The following is an 18,966-nucleotide window of genomic DNA, read 5'->3' as shown; positions in this document are numbered from 1 at the left end:
CGTGGCACAGCCACGTCCGCAACCGACCGAGAATATGCGGCGCGGAATCTATAGGATGGAAAACTGTGAAGGTCTTGGTAATTGGCCCAGGTGGCCGCGAACACGCCCTTGTCCGTGCGCTTTTGCGCGATGACTCCGTTGAGGAGGTGCACGCCGCCCCCGGTAACGCCGGCATCGCGGCGGATGTGCCCGTCCACGATCTCAACACCACAGATCCCGACGCGTGCGTTGCGCTCGCGAAGGAACTCGCTGTTGATCTGGTGGTTGTTGGGCCGGAAGCCCCGCTCGCAGCGGGTGCCGCGGACGCGCTTGTAGAAGCAGGTGTCCCGGTTTTCGGACCTTCGAAGGCCGCGGCACAGCTCGAAGCGTCGAAGGCGTTCGCTAAAGAGATCATGGCTGAGGCCGAGGTCCCAACCGCGATGGCGCGCGTGGCTACCACGGCTGAAGAGGCCGCCGATGCGCTCGATATGTTCGGTGCCCCGTACGTCGTTAAGGACGATGGCCTCGCGGCAGGCAAGGGCGTCGTCGTGACCTCTGATCGCGCGGAGGCGCTCGCGCACGCTCAGGCGTGCTTCGACGCCGGCGGAAGCGTTGTGATCGAAGAGTTCCTGGACGGACCTGAGGTTTCGCTTTTCGTGCTCTCCGACGGAACCAACGCGGTCCCGCTTGAGCCGGCCCAAGACTTCAAGCGCATCTTCGACAACGACGAAGGCCCCAACACCGGCGGCATGGGCGCGTACACGCCGCTGCCGTGGCTCCCTGAAGGATTCGTCGCGCAGGTCATGGAGCGCGTCGCGGAACCGACGCTCGTGGCGATGAAGAACCGCGGAACCCCGTTCGTCGGAGTCCTCTACTGCGGTCTCGCCGTGACGAGCCGCGGCCTGCGCGTCATTGAATTCAACGCCCGCTTTGGCGACCCCGAAACCCAGCCGGTTCTGCAGCGCCTGCGCTCGCCGTTGGGTCGCGTCCTGCTCGCTGCGGCGCGCGGCAAGCTCGACACCATCGAACCGCTCGTGTGGGATGAACGCACCGCGGTAGCCGTGGTGCTGGCTTCCGCCGGCTACCCGGAGTCCTCCTCGAAGGGCGACGTCATCACGGGTGTTGACGCGGCCGAGGCTCATGAAGCCGTATCCGTTCTCCACGCTGGTACCGCCCTCAACGCCGACGGCGAGCTCGTCACCGCTGGTGGGCGCGTCCTGGCCGTCGTTGGCTTGGGTGAAGACCTCAACGATGCACGCGAAGTCGCGTACGCCGGCGCCGAGAAGATCACCTTTGATGGGGCGCAGAAGCGCACCGACATCGCGCTCAAAGCAGCGCGCGGCGAGATCACGATTCCAGACGCTGGGACATCTGGCGCCGGCACCACCGAAGAAGGGGACACACAGTGAGCGGCTACACGACCAACCCAATCCAGCTCGAGGGCTGGAAGCACACCTACTCGGGCAAGGTGCGTGACCTCTACGTCCCTGAGAACCCAGACGTAACCGACCGCGTCCTTGTGGTCGCATCAGACCGCATCAGCGCCTACGACCACGTGCTGAGCACCCCCATCACCCATAAGGGCGAGGTGCTGACCCAGCTTTCGTTGTGGTGGTTCGAACAGCTCAGCGGCGTCGCCAACCACGTGCTGTCTACCGATGTTCCGGAGCCCGTTGCGCATCGTGCCATGATCTGCCAGCGGTTGGACATGTATCCGATCGAGTGCATCGCGCGCGGCTACCTGACGGGTTCGGGGCTCGCCGAATACAAACAGAGCCAGACCGTGACCGGGATCGAACTTCCGGAGGGCCTCGTTGACGGCTCCAAGCTCGAGCCAGCGATCTTCACACCGTCTGCCAAGGCTGAGGTGGGCGAACACGACGAGAACATCACGTTCGAGCAGATGGTTGAGCGGGTTGGTCGCGAAGCCGCCGAAGAGCTCGCCGAGCTCACCATGGACGTGTACACACGAGCCGAAAAGATCGCGCGCGAACGCGGCATCATCCTCGCCGATACCAAGGTTGAGTTCGGTAAGGACCCCGTAACGGGCCCCACGGTCCTGGGCGACGAGGTTCTGACCCCAGACTCGTCCCGCTTCTGGGATGCCGAGGAATACAAGCCGGGCCAGTCCCAGCCGTCCTTCGACAAGCAGTTCGTGCGCGACTGGCTGACCTCTGAGGCCTCTGGGTGGGACAAAGCGAGCGACACCCCTCCACCGGCCCTCCCGGAGGACATCGTCGCGGCGACCTCGCAGCGCTACATCGAAGCGTTCGAACGCCTCACCGGCCACGAATTTACGCCGCGCTCGCAGCCGTACGCGTAAGCGAGATCAAACCTCGCGCGCAACCAGCGTGATGAGCGATGCGCCGGGCTTGAACCCGGTGCGGAACGGAACGAAACGGCTCGCCCCAACGCCCTGAGAAACATTCAGATATGCGCGGCGGCGGCCTGCGATCCACGTGCCCAGCCCGGCGGCTCTGCCGGTCGGGATGTCTGCGTTGGAAACCACCGCGCCGTAGCCCGGCAGGGCAATCTGACCACCGTGCGTGTGGCCTGCCAAGATGAGGTCTGCGCCCATCGTCGTGAGCTGATTCAGAATGTGGCGGTACGGGGCATGAGTTAGCCCGAGCCGGAATGCAACAGAGCTGTCGCCACCAGGCATGCTGGCTTGCTGTGTGGCCTCGTCAGGCCAGGGCGTGACCCGATCCAAGCCGATGTGCGGGTCGTCCACACCGGTGACCACGATTCGGCGTGGGCTCGAAGAAGCGTCCCGGGAAGGGACCTCGACCCATCCGTGCGCGTTGGCGGCGTTGAGCCAGCCAGCGGCTTCGAACGCGGCGTGCATCCGGCGCCAGTCGAGTTCGTCGTGTTCTGCGTACCGGATCTTTTCACCCGTCAAGCGCCGCTTGCTCAGGTACGAGAGCGGATTTTTGAGCCGCGAGGTGTGGTAGCAGTGCGATCCAGGGACGAACGCGCCGGGGCACTCAAGAAGCGGCTCGAGCGCTTCGATGAGGGCATCTTCTGCGTTGTGTCTAGCGAGGTTGTCGCCAGTGTTGATCACGACGTCAGGTTTCAGCTCAGCCAATGAATGTAGCCACGCAACTTTCGCACGCTGCCTAGGAGCCATATGGATATCCGAAATGTGCAACAAACGGATCGGCTGCGCACCCGGCTCCAATACGGGAACCGTGTGCTCAGTGATTCGGAAGTCCAGCGCATTCCACGCAGCTCGTGCAGCGAGAACGGAACCACCAGCAACCGCGGCACCCGCTGAATAGGCGGCAAGGCGCTTCAACTGATTCGGCACTATCTCACCTTTCGCGCAAGCCTAGTCGTCCCGCGCAGGATTAGTCGTCGCCAATTCGGCCGGAGGTTGGGCCGCCCGAGCGGTTCTCCTTAGGTGGATTCTCCTTCTTAGGAGGCGGCTTTGGCTTGTCCTTCTTCTCCGGTTTGCCCTTCTTTTCCTGCGTTTCCTTCCGCTCTTCCTGGCTCGGCTTTGGAGAAGAGGAAGGCGATGACGATGACGATGGAGCAGGGGCTGGCGCCTGGCGCGCCGAGGAACCATCGGAGCTCGAGGACCGCGACGAACTCGACTGCTTGACGGCGTTCGGGATCTTCCCGTGGTCGTATTCCTTGTAGACCTCAGCCATGTACTTGGCCCACATTGGGCCGGCATGGGTCATGGAGTCACCCCGACGCACTGGGTTACCGCGTAGCTTGATGCCGTTGTGCAGACCAACCTTGGTCGTGCCGTCCTTGCGGCCAATCCACGCGACCGTGGTCATGCCTTCGGTGTAGCCAGCGAACCACGTCGAGGTTGCGTAGTCGTTGGTACCCGTCTTGCCGCCAGTAGGGGCATTGAAGCGGCCCTTGACGATGCGTTCGCCGGCGATCTTGGTCAGGATGCTGTTGAGCGTGGATACATCCTTCTTTTCGAAGATGCGTTTGCACTCAGGTTCAGGAACCTTGTACTCGGTTCCGTCCGCACCGGTGATCTTGGTGAACACACGGTTTTCGCAGATCTTGCCTTCGTTCGCGAAGGCGCCGAATCCGCGAGCCTGCGCGAGCGGGGTCACGGACTGCGAACCGATCACGAGCGAAGGGCCGGTGGAAGCCAGCGATGTGGCGTCTGCAGGTTCGCCCTTCTGGGTGACCTGGCCATCGAGCAAGCCCATGCGTTCTGCGACCGACGTGATGTCGCACAAGTCCAGTTGGTAGGCCTCGGCGACGGTCGCGGAGTTGATGGACCAGTACAGGCCCTTGTTCATTGGCATGTTCCTGTACTGGTTCGCGATCGCGTTACCGACGTTCCACGGTTCGAAGATCTTGTAGGTCTTGCCTGGCAAGCAGGAAGCCTTCCACGAGCTACCCGTGTAGTTACGGCGGGATGCGTTAACGGTCGAGTTGACGCTCTTACCAGCCTCGATCCACGCGAGAGCGGTCCAGACCTTGGCGGTCGAACCACCCTGGAAGCCGCCCGAGCCGCCGTGTGAACGGTCTGTAGTGAAGTTGTATTCGGTGTAGGCGTCAGGTTCTTTCTCGCTCGTCCCGAACTTGGTGTTCTGCGCCATCGCGAGGATGTCGCCGGTCTTGTTGTCGCGCGAGACGATAGCGGAGCCCAAGCCGCCCTTGTCGCCTTCTGGGACGGCCTCACGTACCTGCTTGTTCGCGGCCTTCTGCAGCTTCATGTCCAAGGTTGTGTGAATCTTGAGGCCGCCGTTGAGCAGGAGGTATTCGCGATCCTGCTGGGTTTTGCCGAACTCTGGGTTGTTGAGGATTTCCCAGTAAACGTAGGTGCAGAAGTAAGGGGCTTCTTTCGCGGCCGTGCAACCGGACTGGTTGTGCGAAGGCTTCAGCTCGAGGTCCTTCTTGACGGCAGCGTCGTATTCCTTCTGGGTGATCGCGCCGGTATGGAGCATGCGGCCAAGCACTGCGTTGCGGCGCTGGATCGTGACTTCCGGGTTGCTGACCGGGTTGTAGTAGCCCGGGCGCTGAACCATGCCCGCAAGCATCGCGGACTGTTCGATGTTGAGATCCTTCGCAGGGATCGAGAAGAAACGCTGCGAAGCGGCTTCGATGCCGTAGGTCGTTCCGGAGAACAAGACGAGGTTGAGGTATCCCTCGAGGATTTCGTCCTTGCTCATCGTCTGTTCGATCTCATTAGCCCACTTGATTTCGCGGGCTTTGTCCGCCACGGACTTATTGCCGGAGATCGTCAGTTCGGAAGCGGGAACGCCTTCCGAGATCTGATTCAGAATGTTGCGGTTGTTGACGTACTGCTGGGTGATCGTGGATGCACCCTGCTGACCGCCGAAGCCCGTGAGGTTGGATACGGCCGCGCGCAAAATACCGCGTGGGTCGGCGCCGCCGTGTTCGTAGAAGCGTTCGTCTTCAACGGAGACGATCGCTTTCTGCATCCAAGGTGAGATCTCCTTGAGCTTGACCGGTTTGCGGTCCTGCGCGAAGAACTTCGCTACGACCTTGCCCTTGCGGTCGTAGATGATGGAAGGTTCTGGCACTGGCGTGTTCTTTGGGAACGACGGGATTGCCGCGTAGGCGTCGGAAGCCATGTTGGTGGCGGTGCCGGTGAAGATTACGAGCGGCACGAGGGTGCCTGCCGTGAGGACGCCGGCGAGGACGCTTGCGAGCAGGAATCCGAGCAGTCTGCGCACTGTTGAAGTGGACGTGCTCAAGAGGGACTTACCTTGGGACATAGGCACTAGGGTACCGGAGCTACCTTGGAAAGAGTCGAGTCTGTGGATGGTCTCACGGTTCTGTGGAGGGTCTCACGAGGGGGTGTGGGCGCGCTAGGCTTGTGTGTATGACTAAGTGGGAGTACTTCACGGCGCCTTTGATGGTGCATAACACTAAGGCCATTTTGGATAACTTCGGTAAGCAGGGCTGGGAGTTGGTGCAGGTTGTTTCGATGCCTGCAGCTGGCGGCGCTGCTCCGACGACGGGGGCGGAGATTGTTGCTGCTCCTTCGGTGAATTTGGTGGGTTACTTTAAGCGCCCGCTCGAGTCTGAGTAGGGGTTTGACGGTGGCTGAGGTTTCTTTTGAGAAGCGTCTTGTCGAGTTGGGGATTGAGCTTCCGGAGGTTGTGAAGCCTTTGGCGGCGTATGTTCCTGCGGTGACGTTTAACGGCACGGTTCAGACGTCGGGCCAGTTGCCGATGGTCGCGGGCCAGTTGCCTGCGACCGGCAAGGTTGGCGGTGCTGTGAGCCCGGAGCAGGCGTATGACTTGGCGCGTACTGCGGCGATCAATGCGTTGGCTGCGATTCGTTCGGAGCTGGGCTCCCTTGACCGGGTGACTCGTGTGGTGAAGGTGACGGGCTTTGTGGCTTCGACTCCTGAGTTCACGGGGCAGCCCGGCGTGGTGAATGGCGCTTCCGAGCTGTTGGGCGAAGTGTTCGGTGAAGCGGGTAAGCACGCGCGTTCGGCGGTGGGTGTTCCGGTTTTGCCGTTGGATTCCCCGGTTGAAGTTGAAATCACCGTCGCTTTTGAGTGATCGGCGTTTCAGCCGGCCGTTGCGGCGGGTGTATCCGGTTCCTAGGTGGGAGCGGGCGTCGGCACGGAACTGGTTTGAGTTGGTGCATCCGCATCCTGTGCGGGTGCGTCATGCAAGCCAGGTTTTGGTCATGGACCAGCATGCCGATGGTTTGGTGACGTGGATGACGCAACGGCAGCCGGAGTCTCCGTTGGGCCAGGTTGCGCCTCCGTCCGCCGTAGTTGAGCCGGTGGACGACGATAACGTCCGTTGGTTTGGTCCGTCTGCGCGTGAGTGGGCTGCCCGGATGGGTACGGATGACGTTGCGGGTGCTCGTCGTGCGGTCATGGCGGCGGTGCGTGGCTTGTTCATGGAGACGGGGATCCTGCTTGCGGGGTTTTCGGATGTGGACCTGGTGGATTCGATCGGTAGCGCTGAGTGGACGACTGCTCGTTCCGAGATCGCTACGGACAGCACGCGTTTTTCTCGGTGGATTGAGCATCGTGGGTGGGGCTTACGTACTGACCTGTTGAGGTTTGTGTGCCGTTGGGTGAGCGCTGACTACGCTTTGCGACGTGTTGAGAGTTCGGTCTTCGCGATTGCTTTGCCGGTGGGTCAGGACGTTTCCGTGATCCCGGGCGGCGACCATTGGGGTGCGTGGGTTCCGGTTGATCGCGATCAGTCCGCTGAACGGATTTCAGGGCCCGCCGGTCCGGTGGGCGTTGATGGGCGTTGGCCTGAGGTTGTTGCGCCGCCTATTCAGGCTGTCATTGAGGAGGCGAGCGAAGCGCATGGTTTGGTCGCGTTTATGTCGCAGCCTCGGTCATGGACGCATGCGCGGCTCGAGTTGGTTCACCGAGCCGTGGATGGGTTCGAGTGGGGTTTGAACCTTGTGACTGATCATCCGGCGCGGCTACCTGGAGAGCGGCTGCATAGGTAGAAGTTTTTACAGATAACGATGGGCGGACCAGTTGAACTGGTCCGCCCATCGTTATCTAGAAGTAAGTGTGCTCCGGTTGGTTTAGCGTGAACGCTGGCGTAGGCGTGCAGCGTCGAGGATGACGACGGCGCGTGCTTCTAGGCGGAGCCAGCCGCGCTGTACGAATTCGGCGAGGGCCTTGTTCACGGTTTCGCGGGACGCGCCAACCAGCTGCGCGAGTTCTTCCTGGGTGAGTTCGTGTGGAACCAGGATGCCGTCTGCGGTTGGGCGGCCAAAGCGGTCTGCGAGGTCCAGGAGGGCCTTCGCGACGCGGCCAGGGACGTCGGAGAATACGAGGTCCGCGAGGGATTCGTTGGTGCGGCGCAGGCGGCGTGCCAGAGCCTGCAGGAGCTGCGCGGAAACCTCAGGGTTGGTCGCGAGTGCGCGGCGCAGGTTTTCGTGGCGCAGGCCAGCGAGGTGGGTTTCGGTCACAGCGGTTGCGGTTGCGTTGCGCGGGTGTGGATCGAAGAGAGCCATTTCGCCGAACAGTTCGCCAGGGCCGAGGACTGCGACGAGGTTTTCGCGGCCGTCTGCTGCGGTGCGTCCGAGTTTGATTTTGCCGGAGATGATTACGTACAGCTGATCGCCCTGATCGCCTTCGTGGAAGACGGACATGCCACGGGTCAGGTCAACCTGGGTGAGTTCTTCGGTCAGAACGTTGAAAGCTTCGTCGCTCAAGTGCGCGAACAGCGGCGCCCGGCGAAGGACCTCGATGTCCATGGGTCTCCTTTGTGTATGCGATTTATGGCTCTTGTTCAATACTATTGTGCCGCATGCCACTTGGCGCAACCCGATTTCGTTCGTAGTGAATCATTTTCAAAACAATTGCATAACGTTCTGCACTGTTGCGAGGCAGTGTGGGGTGGGCCTGGTTAAGATGTTCAGCACGGCTAGTGCTGGTGAACGCGAGAGTTGTGCAGTGTGAATGAGCTCGCGGGAACGTTGCGTCAGATGGAGGAGGTGCGGTGTTTCTAGGTCTGCATCTCATTGATTGGATTCTAATTCTTGCGATCATCGCGCAGCTGTGGACTGGCTGGCGCAAGGCTTTCATGGTTTCTTTGGGCGCTACGGCGGGTTTCCTCGCGGGTGCTGCTGCGGCGTTCTTCTGTATCCCGTTGATGGCTCGCACTATTCAGGATCCCGCGTGGCGTGCTGCGGGTTTGTTTATTACGTTCGCTGTTTTGCTTGCGATTGGTCAGGGGCTTGGTGAGGCCGCGGCTGCGCAGATTCGTAGGTGGATGGATCGGCCTCGTCCTCGATGGTGGGATCGCCTTGGCGGGTCGGTCGTGTATTTTGCGGCGACGTGGGTGACTATTTCCGCTCTTGCGTTTACGTGGTCGGCGTTGGGTATGCCGTGGTTGTCTCCCCAGCTGGCTAATTCGCGGGTGGTTCAGGCGGTCCGGGACACGACTCCGGAGGTCATGGAGCGCTCGCTGGGTGAGGCTCGTCAGGTTGTTGCGGCGCTTGAGCTTCCGGAGATTTCTCTTCCTCGGTTGCCTTCTCCGCAGCCCGTTCCGGGGGATCCGTCGCCGTCTGTTTCTCCGGATGCGGGGATTCCAGCTGATTCGGATCTGACCGATGCGCAGAATGCTGTGAAGGGGTCTGTTGCGCGGGTTACTGGTATCGCTACCGAGTGTGGTGTGAACCAGACGGGTACGTCGTTCGCGATCGCGCCGGACCGTTTGTTGACGAATGCCCACGTTGTGCGTGGCATCGAGCAGCCTGTTATTGAGACTCCGGATGGCAGGGCTCTGACGGGCCGGACTGTCACGTTTGATTCGCGCCGCGACATCGCTGTGATTGCGGTGGATGGGCTCGACATGCGTCCGTTGGAGATGGGCCGCACGTTGCGTGCCGGCGATGAGGCGGCGTTCATGGGCTTCCCGGCGGGTGGTCCTTACACGGTTTCGCAGGCTGCGGTGAAGCAGCGGGCGATGGCGCAGTTGCCGAACATTTATGGCAGCGGTTCGTCTCAGGTTGATGTTTATCAGCTTGCGGCGGATGTGAAGCGCGGCAACTCGGGTGGGCCGCTCGTGGCTAGCGATGGCACGTTCCGCGGAATGATTTTCGCGAAGTCTAAGGACGAGGACAATGTCGGCTACGCGATCACGAATGATGAGCTGAAAACCATCGTCGGTGAGGCCCCGGGCCGGTCGAGTGCGGTGTCAACCGGGTCGTGCAAGTAACTACGCGCGCCGGGGCAGTTGCTCGCGCTGAGTAGTTACAGGCGCTGACACGGAAGATCAGAGCCGCAGCAAGTGTCATAAGCCCGTACAAAGGTCATAACAAAAGCCGATGCGGTGGACAGTGCGTCTGTCCACCGCATCGTTTTCTGTGGCGTGGCGGCTACGCTCCAGCCACGCCGTTGTGCGCGTCGGGGGCAACCCCGGTGAAGAATTAGCCCTTATTCCGCATCGATTCGGAAATCTGGTTCATCACCGTGGTGTCCGCCAACGTCGAGGAGTCGCCGGCTGGGCGGCCTTCCGCGACGTCCTTAAGTAGGCGACGCATGATCTTGCCGGAACGGGTCTTTGGTAGTTCAGGGACAGCGAATACAGCCTTCGGGCGGGCGATCGCGCCGATGTCTGCGGCAACGTGCTGGCGCAGCTGCTCCGTGATGTCTTCTGGCCAGGAGCCAGCCTCGCCGCTGAGGATCACGAATGCGACGACCGCTTCGCCCTTGGTCTCATCTGCTGCACCGACCACAGCGGCCTCGGCGACTGCCTCGTGGGCGACCAGCGAAGACTCGATTTCGGTCGTGGATAAGCGGTGGCCCGAAACGTTCATGACGTCGTCGACGCGGCCCATGAGCCACAGGTCGCCGTCGTCGTCCTTCTTGGCGCCGTCGCCCGCGAAATACTTGTCGCCGAAGCGGTCCCAGTAGGTGTCCTTGTAGCGTTCTGGGTCATTCCAGATGCCGCGGAGCATCGCCGGCCATGGTTCCTTGATGACGAGCAGGCCTGCTTCACCGTTGCCGAGAGGCTCGCCGAGGTCGTCAACAACGTCGACGCTGATGCCTGGCACAGCGACCTGCGCGGAACCCGGCTTGGTTGCCGTAACGCCCGGGAGCGGGGCGATCATGTGCGCACCAGTTTCGGTCTGCCACCAGGTATCCACGATCGGGGCAGGGGATTCCTTGCGCGGTCCCGGCTGCCCGTCTTTGCCGGCGCCGTTGTTCGCACCGATGACTTCGCGGTACCACATCCACACTTCAGGGTTGATCGGCTCACCCACGGAACCGAGCACGCGCAGCGAAGACAAATCGCGGGCGTCAGGGATGTCGCGGCCCCACTTCATCGCGGTGCGGATAGCGGTTGGGGCGGTGTACATGATGGTGACCTTGTACTTCTCCACAAGGTCCCACCAGCGGCCCTTGTCAGGGGTGTCCATCGTGCCGTCGTACATGAGGATCGTGGCGCCGTTGATGAGTGGGCCGTACGTGACGTAGGAGTGGCCGGTGATCCAGCCGATGTCCGCGGTGCACCAGTAGACGTCGGTCTCAGGGTGCAGGTCGAACGTGTCCTTCGCGGTCACAGCGGCCTGAGTGAGGTAGCCGCCGGTCGTGTGCAGGATGCCCTTCGGCCTACCTGTGGTGCCGGACGTGTAGAGGATGAACAGTGGGTGCTCGGCTTCGAAAGCCTCAGCGGTGTGCTCATCCGAGGCGTTCTCCATGACGTCGTGCCACCAGAGGTCGCGGCCATCAACCCACGCCTCAGGTTCTTCCTTGTTGTTGCGCACTACAACAACGTTGGAGACCGTGTGGCCATCAGCCTCAAGCGCTGCGTCCACGATCTTCTTGACCGGGTTCGGCTTGCCGCGGCGCCAGTTGCCGTCCGCGGTCACGACCAGCTTCGCCTCCGCATCGTCAACGCGCGAGCGCAACGCATCCGCGGAGAAGCCAGCGAACACGACCGAGTGGATCGCGCCGAGGCGGGCGGAAGCCAGCATCGTAATCACGGCCTCCGGGATCATCGGCATGTACATTGCGATGCGGTCGCCAGACCCCACGCCCAGCTCGCTGAACGCGTTAGCGGCCTTCTTCACGGCGGTGGTGAGTTCGGCGTACGTGTAGGTTGCGGTGGCGCCGGTTTCGTCTTCGAAGTAGATGGCGACGCGGTCGCCGTTGCCGGCCTCGACGTGGCGGTCGAGTGCGTTGTAGGCGGCGTTGAGTTTGCCGTCTTCAAACCACTTATAGAACGGGGCTTCGGAGTCGTTGAGGACGGTCGTGAAGTCTTCGGCCCACGTGAGGGCTTCGCGGGAGCGCTCGGCCCAGTAGCCGAGGCGGTCCTGTTGCGCGCGTTCGTAGAGGTCTTGGTGGGCGACGGCGTTCTTGGCGAACTCGGGGCTCGGCGGGAATGAGCGGTCCTCGTGGCTCAGGTTGTCCATTGCCGGGTTTTCAGACATAACGATTCCTCGCAGACTCATATCGCACATTTCGGCGGTGATCTGGATCACTTAGTTTTAAGACTATGTGAGGCAGGTCACTTTAGGTCTACTGTTTCATTTGCTGGCGATCGCGGGCAAATCGGTTCGCAATATGACAATGCGGGGCCGGGCTGGCCGGTGACGGCGGCGGGTAGGGTGAATGGCAGAGAGTGAGCGCGCAGGATGCGCGAAGGAAAGGAATGCGAAGGTTATGGCACGCAGACTCACCCCTGCCGAGAAACGCGAGCGGATGTGGGAACGCGAAACACCCCTGGGGCGTAAGCGGCGTGCCCGCAAAATCAACCGCGAACTCGCGGAGAAATACCCTTATGTAGTCCCTGAATTGGATTTTGAGAATCCATTTGAGCTGTTGGTTGCGACGGTCTTGTCGGCGCAGACGACCGACGTCAAAGTCAACCAAGTGACCATGGAACTGTTCCGGCGGTGGCCGGACGCCGCATCGTTGGCTGGGGCGAGCCTCAGCGAGGTCGAGGACGTGGTGCGGCCAACCGGCTTCTACAAGACCAAGGCCGCAAACATTCAGAACCTCGCGCGGACCCTTATGGAAGACACCGGCGGCGAGGTGCCTGACGACCTCGACTACCTCGTGACCCTGCCGGGCGTGGGGCGGAAGACCGCTTTCGTGGTGCTGGGGAATGCGTTCGGCCACCCAGGAATCACGGTGGATACGCATTTCGGGCGGCTTGCCCGCCGCTTCGCGTGGACCAAAGAAGTTGACCCAGTCAAAGTTGAGCACCAGGTGGGGGAGCTTTTCGAGAAGAAAGACTGGACGGACCTTTCGCATCACCTGATTTTCCACGGCCGCCGTATCTGCCATGCCCAGCGACCAGCGTGCGGTGCGTGCCCTATTGCGCAGTGGTGCCCATCGTACGGGGAGGGCGAGACCGACCCGGTGGAAGCGAAGAAGCTTTTGAAATACGAGCTCGCGCCGGGCCGTGAAGAGCTACACAGGCTCATGGTCGAGGGGTATTCGCGCCGCGAGCTGCGTGCGATGGGGTACGGGCTGAACGCATGAGCACAGTACGTGAACAGTTGCAGGCGGTTGTTGATAAGTACGCGGGTGTTCGCGGCGGTGAATCGGAGGTCGATGGCGGGCCTGGCGCTGACGTGAGTGGCGATGGCGCAGGCGGCGACGAATTGTTGCCGATGTATGCGCGGCTTCGCGGCAAGTTCCCGGTGCGTAAGCGTGCCGCTGTGCTCGTTTTGTTTGGCGCGCTTGACTCGATTCCCGCGGTGCATCCGTCTGAGGTCGTGCCGTCTGACCTCGATGTTTTGCTGTTGCGGCGCAGCGACGGGTTGCGTTCGCATGCGGGGCAGATCGCGTTTCCGGGCGGCGGCTGGGAAGAAGGCGACGAAACGCTCGTGGACACCGCGCTGCGTGAAGCGGTTGAGGAGACCGGGCTGGACCCCGATGGCGTCAAGGTTCTGGGGACGCTGCCGGTTTCGCCGACTATTTCTGGGTACGAGGTGACTCCGGTGGTTGCTGTGTGGGAGAAGCCGAGTAAGGTCGCTCCGGTGGACGTCAATGAGTCTGTTGATGTTTTCCGCACGCCGGTTGCGGATCTTTTGAGCGATGACGTCCGTTGCATTACCGAATTTGAACGCAACGGAAAGCCTTTCCGTATGCCGGCCTATCGTTTGCAGCAAGGCTTGTTGTGGGGTTTCACCGCGACAGTTTTGACCTCGATTCTGACCGATGCGGGCTGGCTCGAGACCGGGTGGATGAGGCCGTCTGCGAACCCGGTCAAGGTCGAACCGAAAGTGTGAGCTAGGAGCTGAGGCCGAGGCAGGATCCGTCATTCACAGTCAGGGGGATGCCGGGCTTTTCTCCACAATTTCTGATCGTGGCCTCCGTACAGGTGCTGCTTCCAGTGTGCTGGGTGCATGTGGACCCTGACCAACGATCCAGCTCAATCTAACGTCAGCGCTCAAACGAGCCCCAGATCTGCTCGCTCTAGCGGGCGGCGCAAGCGCACCGCGGACGACCCCGCGGACTCCGTGCCCGTACGCTTACTAGACACCCACCGGCGCCGGCGAGGCCAAGCTGGCAAGCGCATGAGCGGCATGCCCATCAGTGGCAAGCCCATCGTGATGTGGCATCGCGCGCCTGACAGCCCCGGTCGAGGGCTTAACGCGTCGGGGTCCGGTGTGTCGGGTTTTAGTGCGCGGGCTTTCGATGTCCGCGGGGAGGCCGCCGCCGTGGTGCACGGCCTGGGGCTCGAGCTGGTCGATGCTCCGGCGGTCGGAGCGAATGCGCTGCCTGGCAATTCGGAGGTTGTGGCACACCTGGTTGAAGCTAGCGGTGTTGAGGCCGGCAGCTCATGCGTCTTGCCTGCGGTTGCCGACGGTTCTGAACTGTGTTTCGTGGGGCTCGACCCTGGCGCGGTATACGCGGCGGCGGCTCGGAACCCGGGTGCGCATCCGATTGTTCTGCCTTCGGGAGCGCCGTTGCTGAGCAAGATTGTGTGGGGGAGTAGGCACGGTTCAGTTTTGGGGCGCGTCATCGAGATCGCTGACGGCCCGGGCTCCCGCAATAGCGCGGCGGTTGTTGCCGGGGTAGCGCAGGCTGTGCGAGCTCACGGTTGGTCGGTGGTCGTGCTGGATGCGGACGCGTGCTCGGATACGCGTTGGGGCGTCGATGGCGGGATGCGGTGGCCAGAAGTTCAGGCGGCGATCGAGGACGGTCCCGCCGCGAGCACTCTCGAGCTGTTGCCGCGGCTGGCAGGCGTTCACCTTGTGACATTCGCACCGGGGCAGGGTCAGGGCTTGGATGAAGCAGGTCTTGCCCGCGCAATCGATGCGTTTTCGCGGGCGGTCGATGTGGTCCTTGTCGATCGCGGGCCGGTTGCAGTTGATGGGTGGTTGGGTTCCGAGTCTGGACAGGCGCGGCGTGATCGGGTCGTGTGCCTGCAGCGGCCGTGGGCGTTAGCTCAACGCGGAACAGCGGATTCACGACACCGAGCAGTGGATGTGCGAGGCGTCGACTGGAGTGTTCTTGGCGTTCGACCCCGTGGCTGCGATTCCCGTGCCGAGGCAGCGAAAATTGGCGCCGCGTGGGCCGGGAGTATTCAGGGGCGTAGCGTCATCTCCGCGGCGCGCGGGTTGGCTCAGAAAGTCTGGATCCCTCATCTGGAAGCCGGGAGAGGAGTCGGGGAAAAGCTCCCGGCTAGGTCGAGGTGGGCCGCATGAGAAGGGATGCCGGGCATTCGCACGACGTGACTCAACAAATCCGGGAACAACTACTCGAGACGGGTCAGTCGGCTGATCCGTCCACCATTGCCAGCCTGCTGTCATCTGGGCTGATTTCGGCGGGTTCCTCGTCACCTGGAGGGGCGTTTCGTGGTCCGGGAGCCGTACGCGAAGCAGCTCAAGCGATCCAGCGGGAGCTGACCGGTGTGGGGCCTTTGGCTCAGTTCGTCGAGACGCCCGGGGTGACCGACGTGTTGGTCACGTCCGACGGTTCCGTCTGGGTCGATCAGACTGCAGGTTTATCGCGCACCGAGATGCGGTTGGAAGCATCCGAGGTTGCGCGCATCGCGGTTCGAATCCTTGGCCGTGCAGGTCGCGCGTTGGATACAGCGCACCCGTACGGGGATGCGGTCGTAGACGGTTACAGAGTTCACGCAGTTTTGCCGCCCATCGTGGACTCGCCTGTTCTATCCATTCGAGTGCCGAATCCTGCGCAAGCCCGGCTGGGCGACATATTGACCGGTCCACAGGCCGCCTGGGTTCCGATACTCAAACACGTGGTGGAACGCCGGGAGACGTTTATGATCAGCGGCGGAACCGGTGCCGGCAAGACCACTCTGTTGGCAGGGATGCTCGCGGAGTGCCGAGGAGACGACCGGCTCATCATGATCGAAGATTCTCGTGAACTACGTCCGGCTCACCCTCACACGGTGTCGATGCAAGCGCGGCAACCCAATTCGGAAGGCGCTGGCGAAGTCTCACTGCAGGAACTCGTGCGGCAGGCTTTGCGGATGCGCCCTGACCGGCTCATCGTGGGTGAATGTCGTGGTGCAGAAATCCAGGACCTCCTGATGGCTCTGAACACGGGGCACACCGGGGCCGGCGCCACCGTGCACGCGAATTCGATCAACGATGTTCCCGCCCGCTTGATGGCGCTGGGATCCCTCGCCGGATGGCAACCTCACACAACGGCACTGCAAGCCGCTAGTGCGATCGGCATCGTGATTCATATTGAACGCACCGAGCGGGGTCGAGGGCCAGTCGCACTGGGATCCTTGCGGTTGACGGATACCGGTTCGCTCGATGTTGACCTCCGCTACGTTGCGGATGCTTCTGGTGCGCCGCAACGAGTGGAACCTTCCGGCGAGCGGCAGAGCGTGGAACCCTGCGAGCGGCAGAGTGTGCAGCCCTCCGGAAGGAGGGAGATGTCGTGATAACCGCGTGGGTTTGTGCCGCCCTCCTACTTGTCAGCGTGCTGTCATGGAAGCGTGTGGGCGCGTCTGGCAGGCCAGTGCGTGTTCGTTCTCAACGGACCGAACCGAGGCAGGCAAGTGAGCAACCGAGCGAAGAGCTGGCGGTGACCTACGACGTCGCTCAACAGGTCATCTCTACTCTTGCTTCGCTCATGCGATCAGACGCGCACCATCGCTACGCCTGGGAAGCGCTCACATCGGCGCTCGCCGTAGAAAACCAAGCTGTTCAGAAGCCCGCTCGCAACGCATCTTCGCGGGTGCGCGCACACGAGCTCGAATCATGGCGAAACGCGGCATCACTCACCACATCAAGGGTCGCTTTGGGCGCGCCTGTCACGATGGCGGCTGCGCCGGACGCCGGCCGCGAGCCCGACAGATTTCCGCGAATGCTACGAGACGTGTACTGGGCTCAGGGTCTCGCCGAGAAAACCGGCATCGCATACGCGGACTTGCTTGAGGCCGTGGCTGCCCACGCGAAGGCCCGCGCAACTGCTATCAGAAGTCAGGTCACCGGTATCGCGCCGGCACAGACCACTCGCCGCATCCTGGCCCTCTTGCCGTTGGGCGGCATCGTGATGGCGCAACTGTTGGGTGCCGATCCGCTGGGAATCTTGTTCACAACAACCGCCGGGCGAGTATGCCTGTTTGCGGGATGTCTTCTGTGGTGCGCGTCGCTGATCTGGTCTCGGAGGCTCATCAGCAAGATGTCACATGGCGATAGCGAGGCCGCGGTATGACACTGGCCTTCACAGTGCTGGCAGGGTGGATTTGCGCAGGAATGCTGGCTATCGCGGTCATGTCATGGCAACCGCGTTCCACTCAACCGCGCTCCGCCCAACCGCGAACTCAGCAACCGTCGCAGCTGCAGGGATATAGCGCCTCGGGTGAGAGCTACATGGGTGAGAGTTACATGGGTGCCGAGTACGAGCCGCTCATCGCAGATGCCCTCGCGTCATGCATCGAAGCCGGCATGTCGATTGAACACGCACTCACCGAGATCGACGAATCCACCGGGAACACGCTCGGATTCAGCAGGGTCGCTACCGCGCTGAGCTGGGGCGTCGAAACACAAAAAGCGTTCAGTTATGCCCCGAACGCGGAGCGCATTGGTTCCTTCGTTCAGGTTTCCAAAGCGACTGGGGCGCCAGTGGCGGAGCTGCTCAGGCAATCAAGTAAACACCAGCGCGCGGCGAACGAGGACCGTGCAAAGGCGCAAGCCGAGCGCCTAGGCGTCCGTGTCGTGATCCCCCTCGGGCTATGCGCGCTTCCTGCGTTTATATGCCTCGGCGTGGTTCCTGTTGCGCTGGCGCTACAGCCGTGGAATCAGTAACCCAAGCGTGGAACCAGCAACTCGTTCAACAGTTTCGTTATCCACCTGCACGATTCCCACACCCAGCTATCCACAGATTCCTCTCCGAAGCACACCGGCAATCCCTCAGCCGGAAGACTCAAAACATCGGGAACAACCCGGTACCTAAACACAGCAATTGAAAGGTCAGGAGGACCACATGGAAACCACTATTTCACGCTCAATCTCGACGATCGACGACCCGGAAGCCGGCATCGCAACTGCCGAGTTCTCGATCGTCACGCTCGCTGCCGTCGGCTTCGCGGGGCTCTTGGTCACCATCTTGAGCGGAGGCCAGGTCAAAGGCATGCTGATGGGCCTCATCTCCAAAGCGCTGGGCCTCTAACGACACGAAAAGCAGCAGGCAGGAGGACGCAATGAACACCGCGAAACGACGCCCCGCAGCGCACGCTTCAACGGAACACTCGCAACGAGACATGGAACCTTCGGCACGAACTGTGGAACCGTCCCATCCACACACTGGGGTTCGTCGTTCCAAGGAGAATGTCATGCGTGGGTCAGTCACGGCTGAGTTCGCGGTCCTCCTGCCTGCACTCGTGTTGTTGCTTGCCTTCATAGGTGCCATCGCAACAGTAGGGGCAGCGCAAGTGCGCTCCCAACATGCGGCTGGAATGTCAGCGCGTGAAGAAGCGAGGGGATCCCACCTCGACGTGTCCAAGGTTGCCGGAGACGGTGCAACTCAACGCGTGGATCGCAGCGGCGAATGGGTCACCGTCGAGGTGCGCAACAACGTCAAACTCTGGACCTTCCTCGGCCCCGGCATCACAGTGCACGCAACAGCCACAGCACGCGTTGAAGAGTCCGCGGCTTCAGGCCAGCAATAAGGACGGCGCCATGAAACCCACGAACTGGTCGGAGGACCGCGGCGGCGCAACCGGGTTGGTCATAGGGCTCCTGTGCATCGGCCTCATCGCGGCACTAGGGGTCGCGATGTGGGCGGTATCCACCGCCGACCAAGCACGAGCGAAAACCGCGGCAGACCTCGCAGCCCTCGCCGCAGCCGACGCGCACCGCGGAGTCATCTCCGCAGGAAACCCGTGTGCGCTCGCCGCAGAAATCGCGACAAAACACGACGCTGAACTCACCCGGTGCACACTCCTGACTGGTGGCGGGGCCGCTGGTCGTGGAGAGGCTACAGCTCAGCGCGCGACGGTGCACATCGTCACGCAAGCTCACAGAACCGGATGGCTCAAAGGCTGGCCCCTGCCCGCTGTGAAAGCCGAGTCCTATGCCGGGCCGCCAACCATCACGGCAGAAGAATGA

At 62.0% G+C, this 18,966-nt stretch carries 19 protein-coding genes; 15 read left to right on the top strand and 4 right to left on the bottom strand.

What is annotated here, in order from left to right; translation table 11 throughout:
• The first annotated feature begins 65 nt into the window (after nt 1–65).
• A complete protein-coding gene (gene purD / locus JOD50_RS02540; protein ID WP_204880292.1) occupies nt 66–1,388 on the top strand; it encodes a phosphoribosylamine--glycine ligase in 1,323 nt (440 codons plus the stop codon).
• Nucleotides 1,385–2,302, top strand: coding sequence for a phosphoribosylaminoimidazolesuccinocarboxamide synthase (locus tag JOD50_RS02535; RefSeq protein ID WP_204880291.1), 918 nt, complete (start codon nt 1,385–1,387; stop codon nt 2,300–2,302). The genes purD and JOD50_RS02535 overlap by 4 nt, the downstream gene beginning before the upstream one ends.
• 6 nt (nt 2,303–2,308) lie before the next feature.
• Here JOD50_RS02535 and JOD50_RS02530 read toward each other — a convergent pair whose 3' ends face one another.
• Both JOD50_RS02530 and JOD50_RS02525 read right to left on the bottom strand, forming a co-directional pair.
• Nucleotides 2,309–3,286, bottom strand: a complete 978-nt coding sequence (locus JOD50_RS02530) for a metallophosphoesterase (protein ID WP_204880290.1) — start codon at nt 3,284–3,286, stop codon at nt 2,309–2,311.
• 40 nt (nt 3,287–3,326) lie between these two features.
• Nucleotides 3,327–5,672, bottom strand: coding sequence for a transglycosylase domain-containing protein (locus JOD50_RS02525; protein WP_204880289.1), 2,346 nt, complete (start codon nt 5,670–5,672; stop codon nt 3,327–3,329).
• A 128-nt stretch (nt 5,673–5,800) separates the two neighbouring features.
• Here JOD50_RS02525 and JOD50_RS02520 point away from each other — a divergent pair, with 128 nt between their 5' ends.
• The 3 genes from JOD50_RS02520 (at nt 5,801) to JOD50_RS02510 (ending at nt 7,407) form a co-directional block, all read left to right on the top strand.
• A complete protein-coding gene (locus JOD50_RS02520) occupies nt 5,801–6,010 on the top strand; it encodes a DUF4177 domain-containing protein (protein WP_101630337.1) in 210 nt (69 codons plus the stop codon).
• Between the two features lie 10 nt (nt 6,011–6,020).
• Nucleotides 6,021–6,488 carry an Atu1372/SO_1960 family protein gene (locus JOD50_RS02515; protein WP_204880288.1) on the top strand — a complete coding sequence of 156 codons (468 nt, stop codon included), beginning with the start codon at nt 6,021–6,023 and terminating at the stop codon, nt 6,486–6,488.
• Between the two features lie 103 nt (nt 6,489–6,591).
• Nucleotides 6,592–7,407 carry an NUDIX hydrolase gene (locus tag JOD50_RS02510; protein WP_204880287.1) on the top strand — a complete coding sequence of 272 codons (816 nt, stop codon included), beginning with the start codon at nt 6,592–6,594 and terminating at the stop codon, nt 7,405–7,407.
• 81 nt (nt 7,408–7,488) lie between these two features.
• Here JOD50_RS02510 and JOD50_RS02505 read toward each other — a convergent pair whose 3' ends face one another.
• Nucleotides 7,489–8,166 (bottom strand): Crp/Fnr family transcriptional regulator, encoded by a 678-nt coding sequence (locus JOD50_RS02505; RefSeq protein WP_101630340.1) that lies wholly within the window; start codon nt 8,164–8,166, stop codon nt 7,489–7,491.
• A gap of 245 nt (nt 8,167–8,411) precedes the next feature.
• On the opposite strand from JOD50_RS02505, the gene JOD50_RS02500 reads away from it, so the two are divergent.
• Nucleotides 8,412–9,632 carry a MarP family serine protease gene (locus JOD50_RS02500; RefSeq protein ID WP_204880286.1) on the top strand — a complete coding sequence of 407 codons (1,221 nt, stop codon included), beginning with the start codon at nt 8,412–8,414 and terminating at the stop codon, nt 9,630–9,632.
• Between the two features lie 211 nt (nt 9,633–9,843).
• Here JOD50_RS02500 and acs read toward each other — a convergent pair whose 3' ends face one another.
• Entirely contained in the window at nt 9,844–11,850 is a 2,007-nt protein-coding gene (acs, locus tag JOD50_RS02495) for an acetate--CoA ligase (protein ID WP_204880285.1), read from the bottom strand.
• Nucleotides 11,851–12,082: 232 nt separating this feature from the next.
• Here acs and nth point away from each other — a divergent pair, with 232 nt between their 5' ends.
• From nth to JOD50_RS02450, 9 genes are all read left to right on the top strand, one after another.
• On the top strand, nt 12,083–12,907 hold the full coding sequence (nth, locus tag JOD50_RS02490) for an endonuclease III (protein WP_420825524.1): 825 nt from the start codon (nt 12,083–12,085) through the stop codon (nt 12,905–12,907).
• Nucleotides 12,904–13,659 carry an NUDIX hydrolase gene (locus JOD50_RS02485; protein ID WP_204880284.1) on the top strand — a complete coding sequence of 252 codons (756 nt, stop codon included), beginning with the start codon at nt 12,904–12,906 and terminating at the stop codon, nt 13,657–13,659. Before nth ends, JOD50_RS02485 begins: the two co-directional genes overlap by 4 nt.
• 381 nt (nt 13,660–14,040) lie before the next feature.
• Nucleotides 14,041–15,081: a hypothetical protein gene (locus JOD50_RS02480; RefSeq protein ID WP_204880283.1), complete on the top strand. Its 1,041-nt coding sequence runs from the start codon at nt 14,041–14,043 to the stop codon at nt 15,079–15,081.
• On the top strand, nt 15,078–16,295 hold the full coding sequence (locus JOD50_RS02475) for a TadA family conjugal transfer-associated ATPase (protein WP_204880282.1): 1,218 nt from the start codon (nt 15,078–15,080) through the stop codon (nt 16,293–16,295). The genes JOD50_RS02480 and JOD50_RS02475 overlap by 4 nt, the downstream gene beginning before the upstream one ends.
• Before the next feature lie 77 nt (nt 16,296–16,372).
• The gene (locus tag JOD50_RS02470; RefSeq protein WP_204880281.1) at nt 16,373–17,071 is read left to right on the top strand and encodes a type II secretion system F family protein; all 699 of its coding nucleotides are present in this window, start codon (nt 16,373–16,375) and stop codon (nt 17,069–17,071) included.
• A gap of 158 nt (nt 17,072–17,229) precedes the next feature.
• Nucleotides 17,230–17,664, top strand: coding sequence for a type II secretion system F family protein (locus JOD50_RS02465; RefSeq protein WP_204880280.1), 435 nt, complete (start codon nt 17,230–17,232; stop codon nt 17,662–17,664).
• Nucleotides 17,665–17,842: 178 nt separating this feature from the next.
• Entirely contained in the window at nt 17,843–18,028 is a 186-nt protein-coding gene (locus JOD50_RS02460; protein WP_204880279.1) for a DUF4244 domain-containing protein, read from the top strand.
• Nucleotides 18,029–18,191: 163 nt separating this feature from the next.
• Nucleotides 18,192–18,527: a TadE family type IV pilus minor pilin gene (locus JOD50_RS02455; protein ID WP_204880278.1), complete on the top strand. Its 336-nt coding sequence runs from the start codon at nt 18,192–18,194 to the stop codon at nt 18,525–18,527.
• Nucleotides 18,528–18,537: 10 nt separating this feature from the next.
• Nucleotides 18,538–18,966: an Rv3654c family TadE-like protein gene (locus JOD50_RS02450; protein ID WP_204880277.1), complete on the top strand. Its 429-nt coding sequence runs from the start codon at nt 18,538–18,540 to the stop codon at nt 18,964–18,966.

This window comes from Pseudoglutamicibacter cumminsii, assembly GCF_016907775.1.
Classification (GTDB): Bacteria; Actinomycetota; Actinomycetes; order Actinomycetales; family Micrococcaceae; genus Pseudoglutamicibacter; species Pseudoglutamicibacter cumminsii.
Note: the sequence above shows the minus strand (reverse complement) of the source record. Positions and strands in the feature narration are given on the sequence as shown.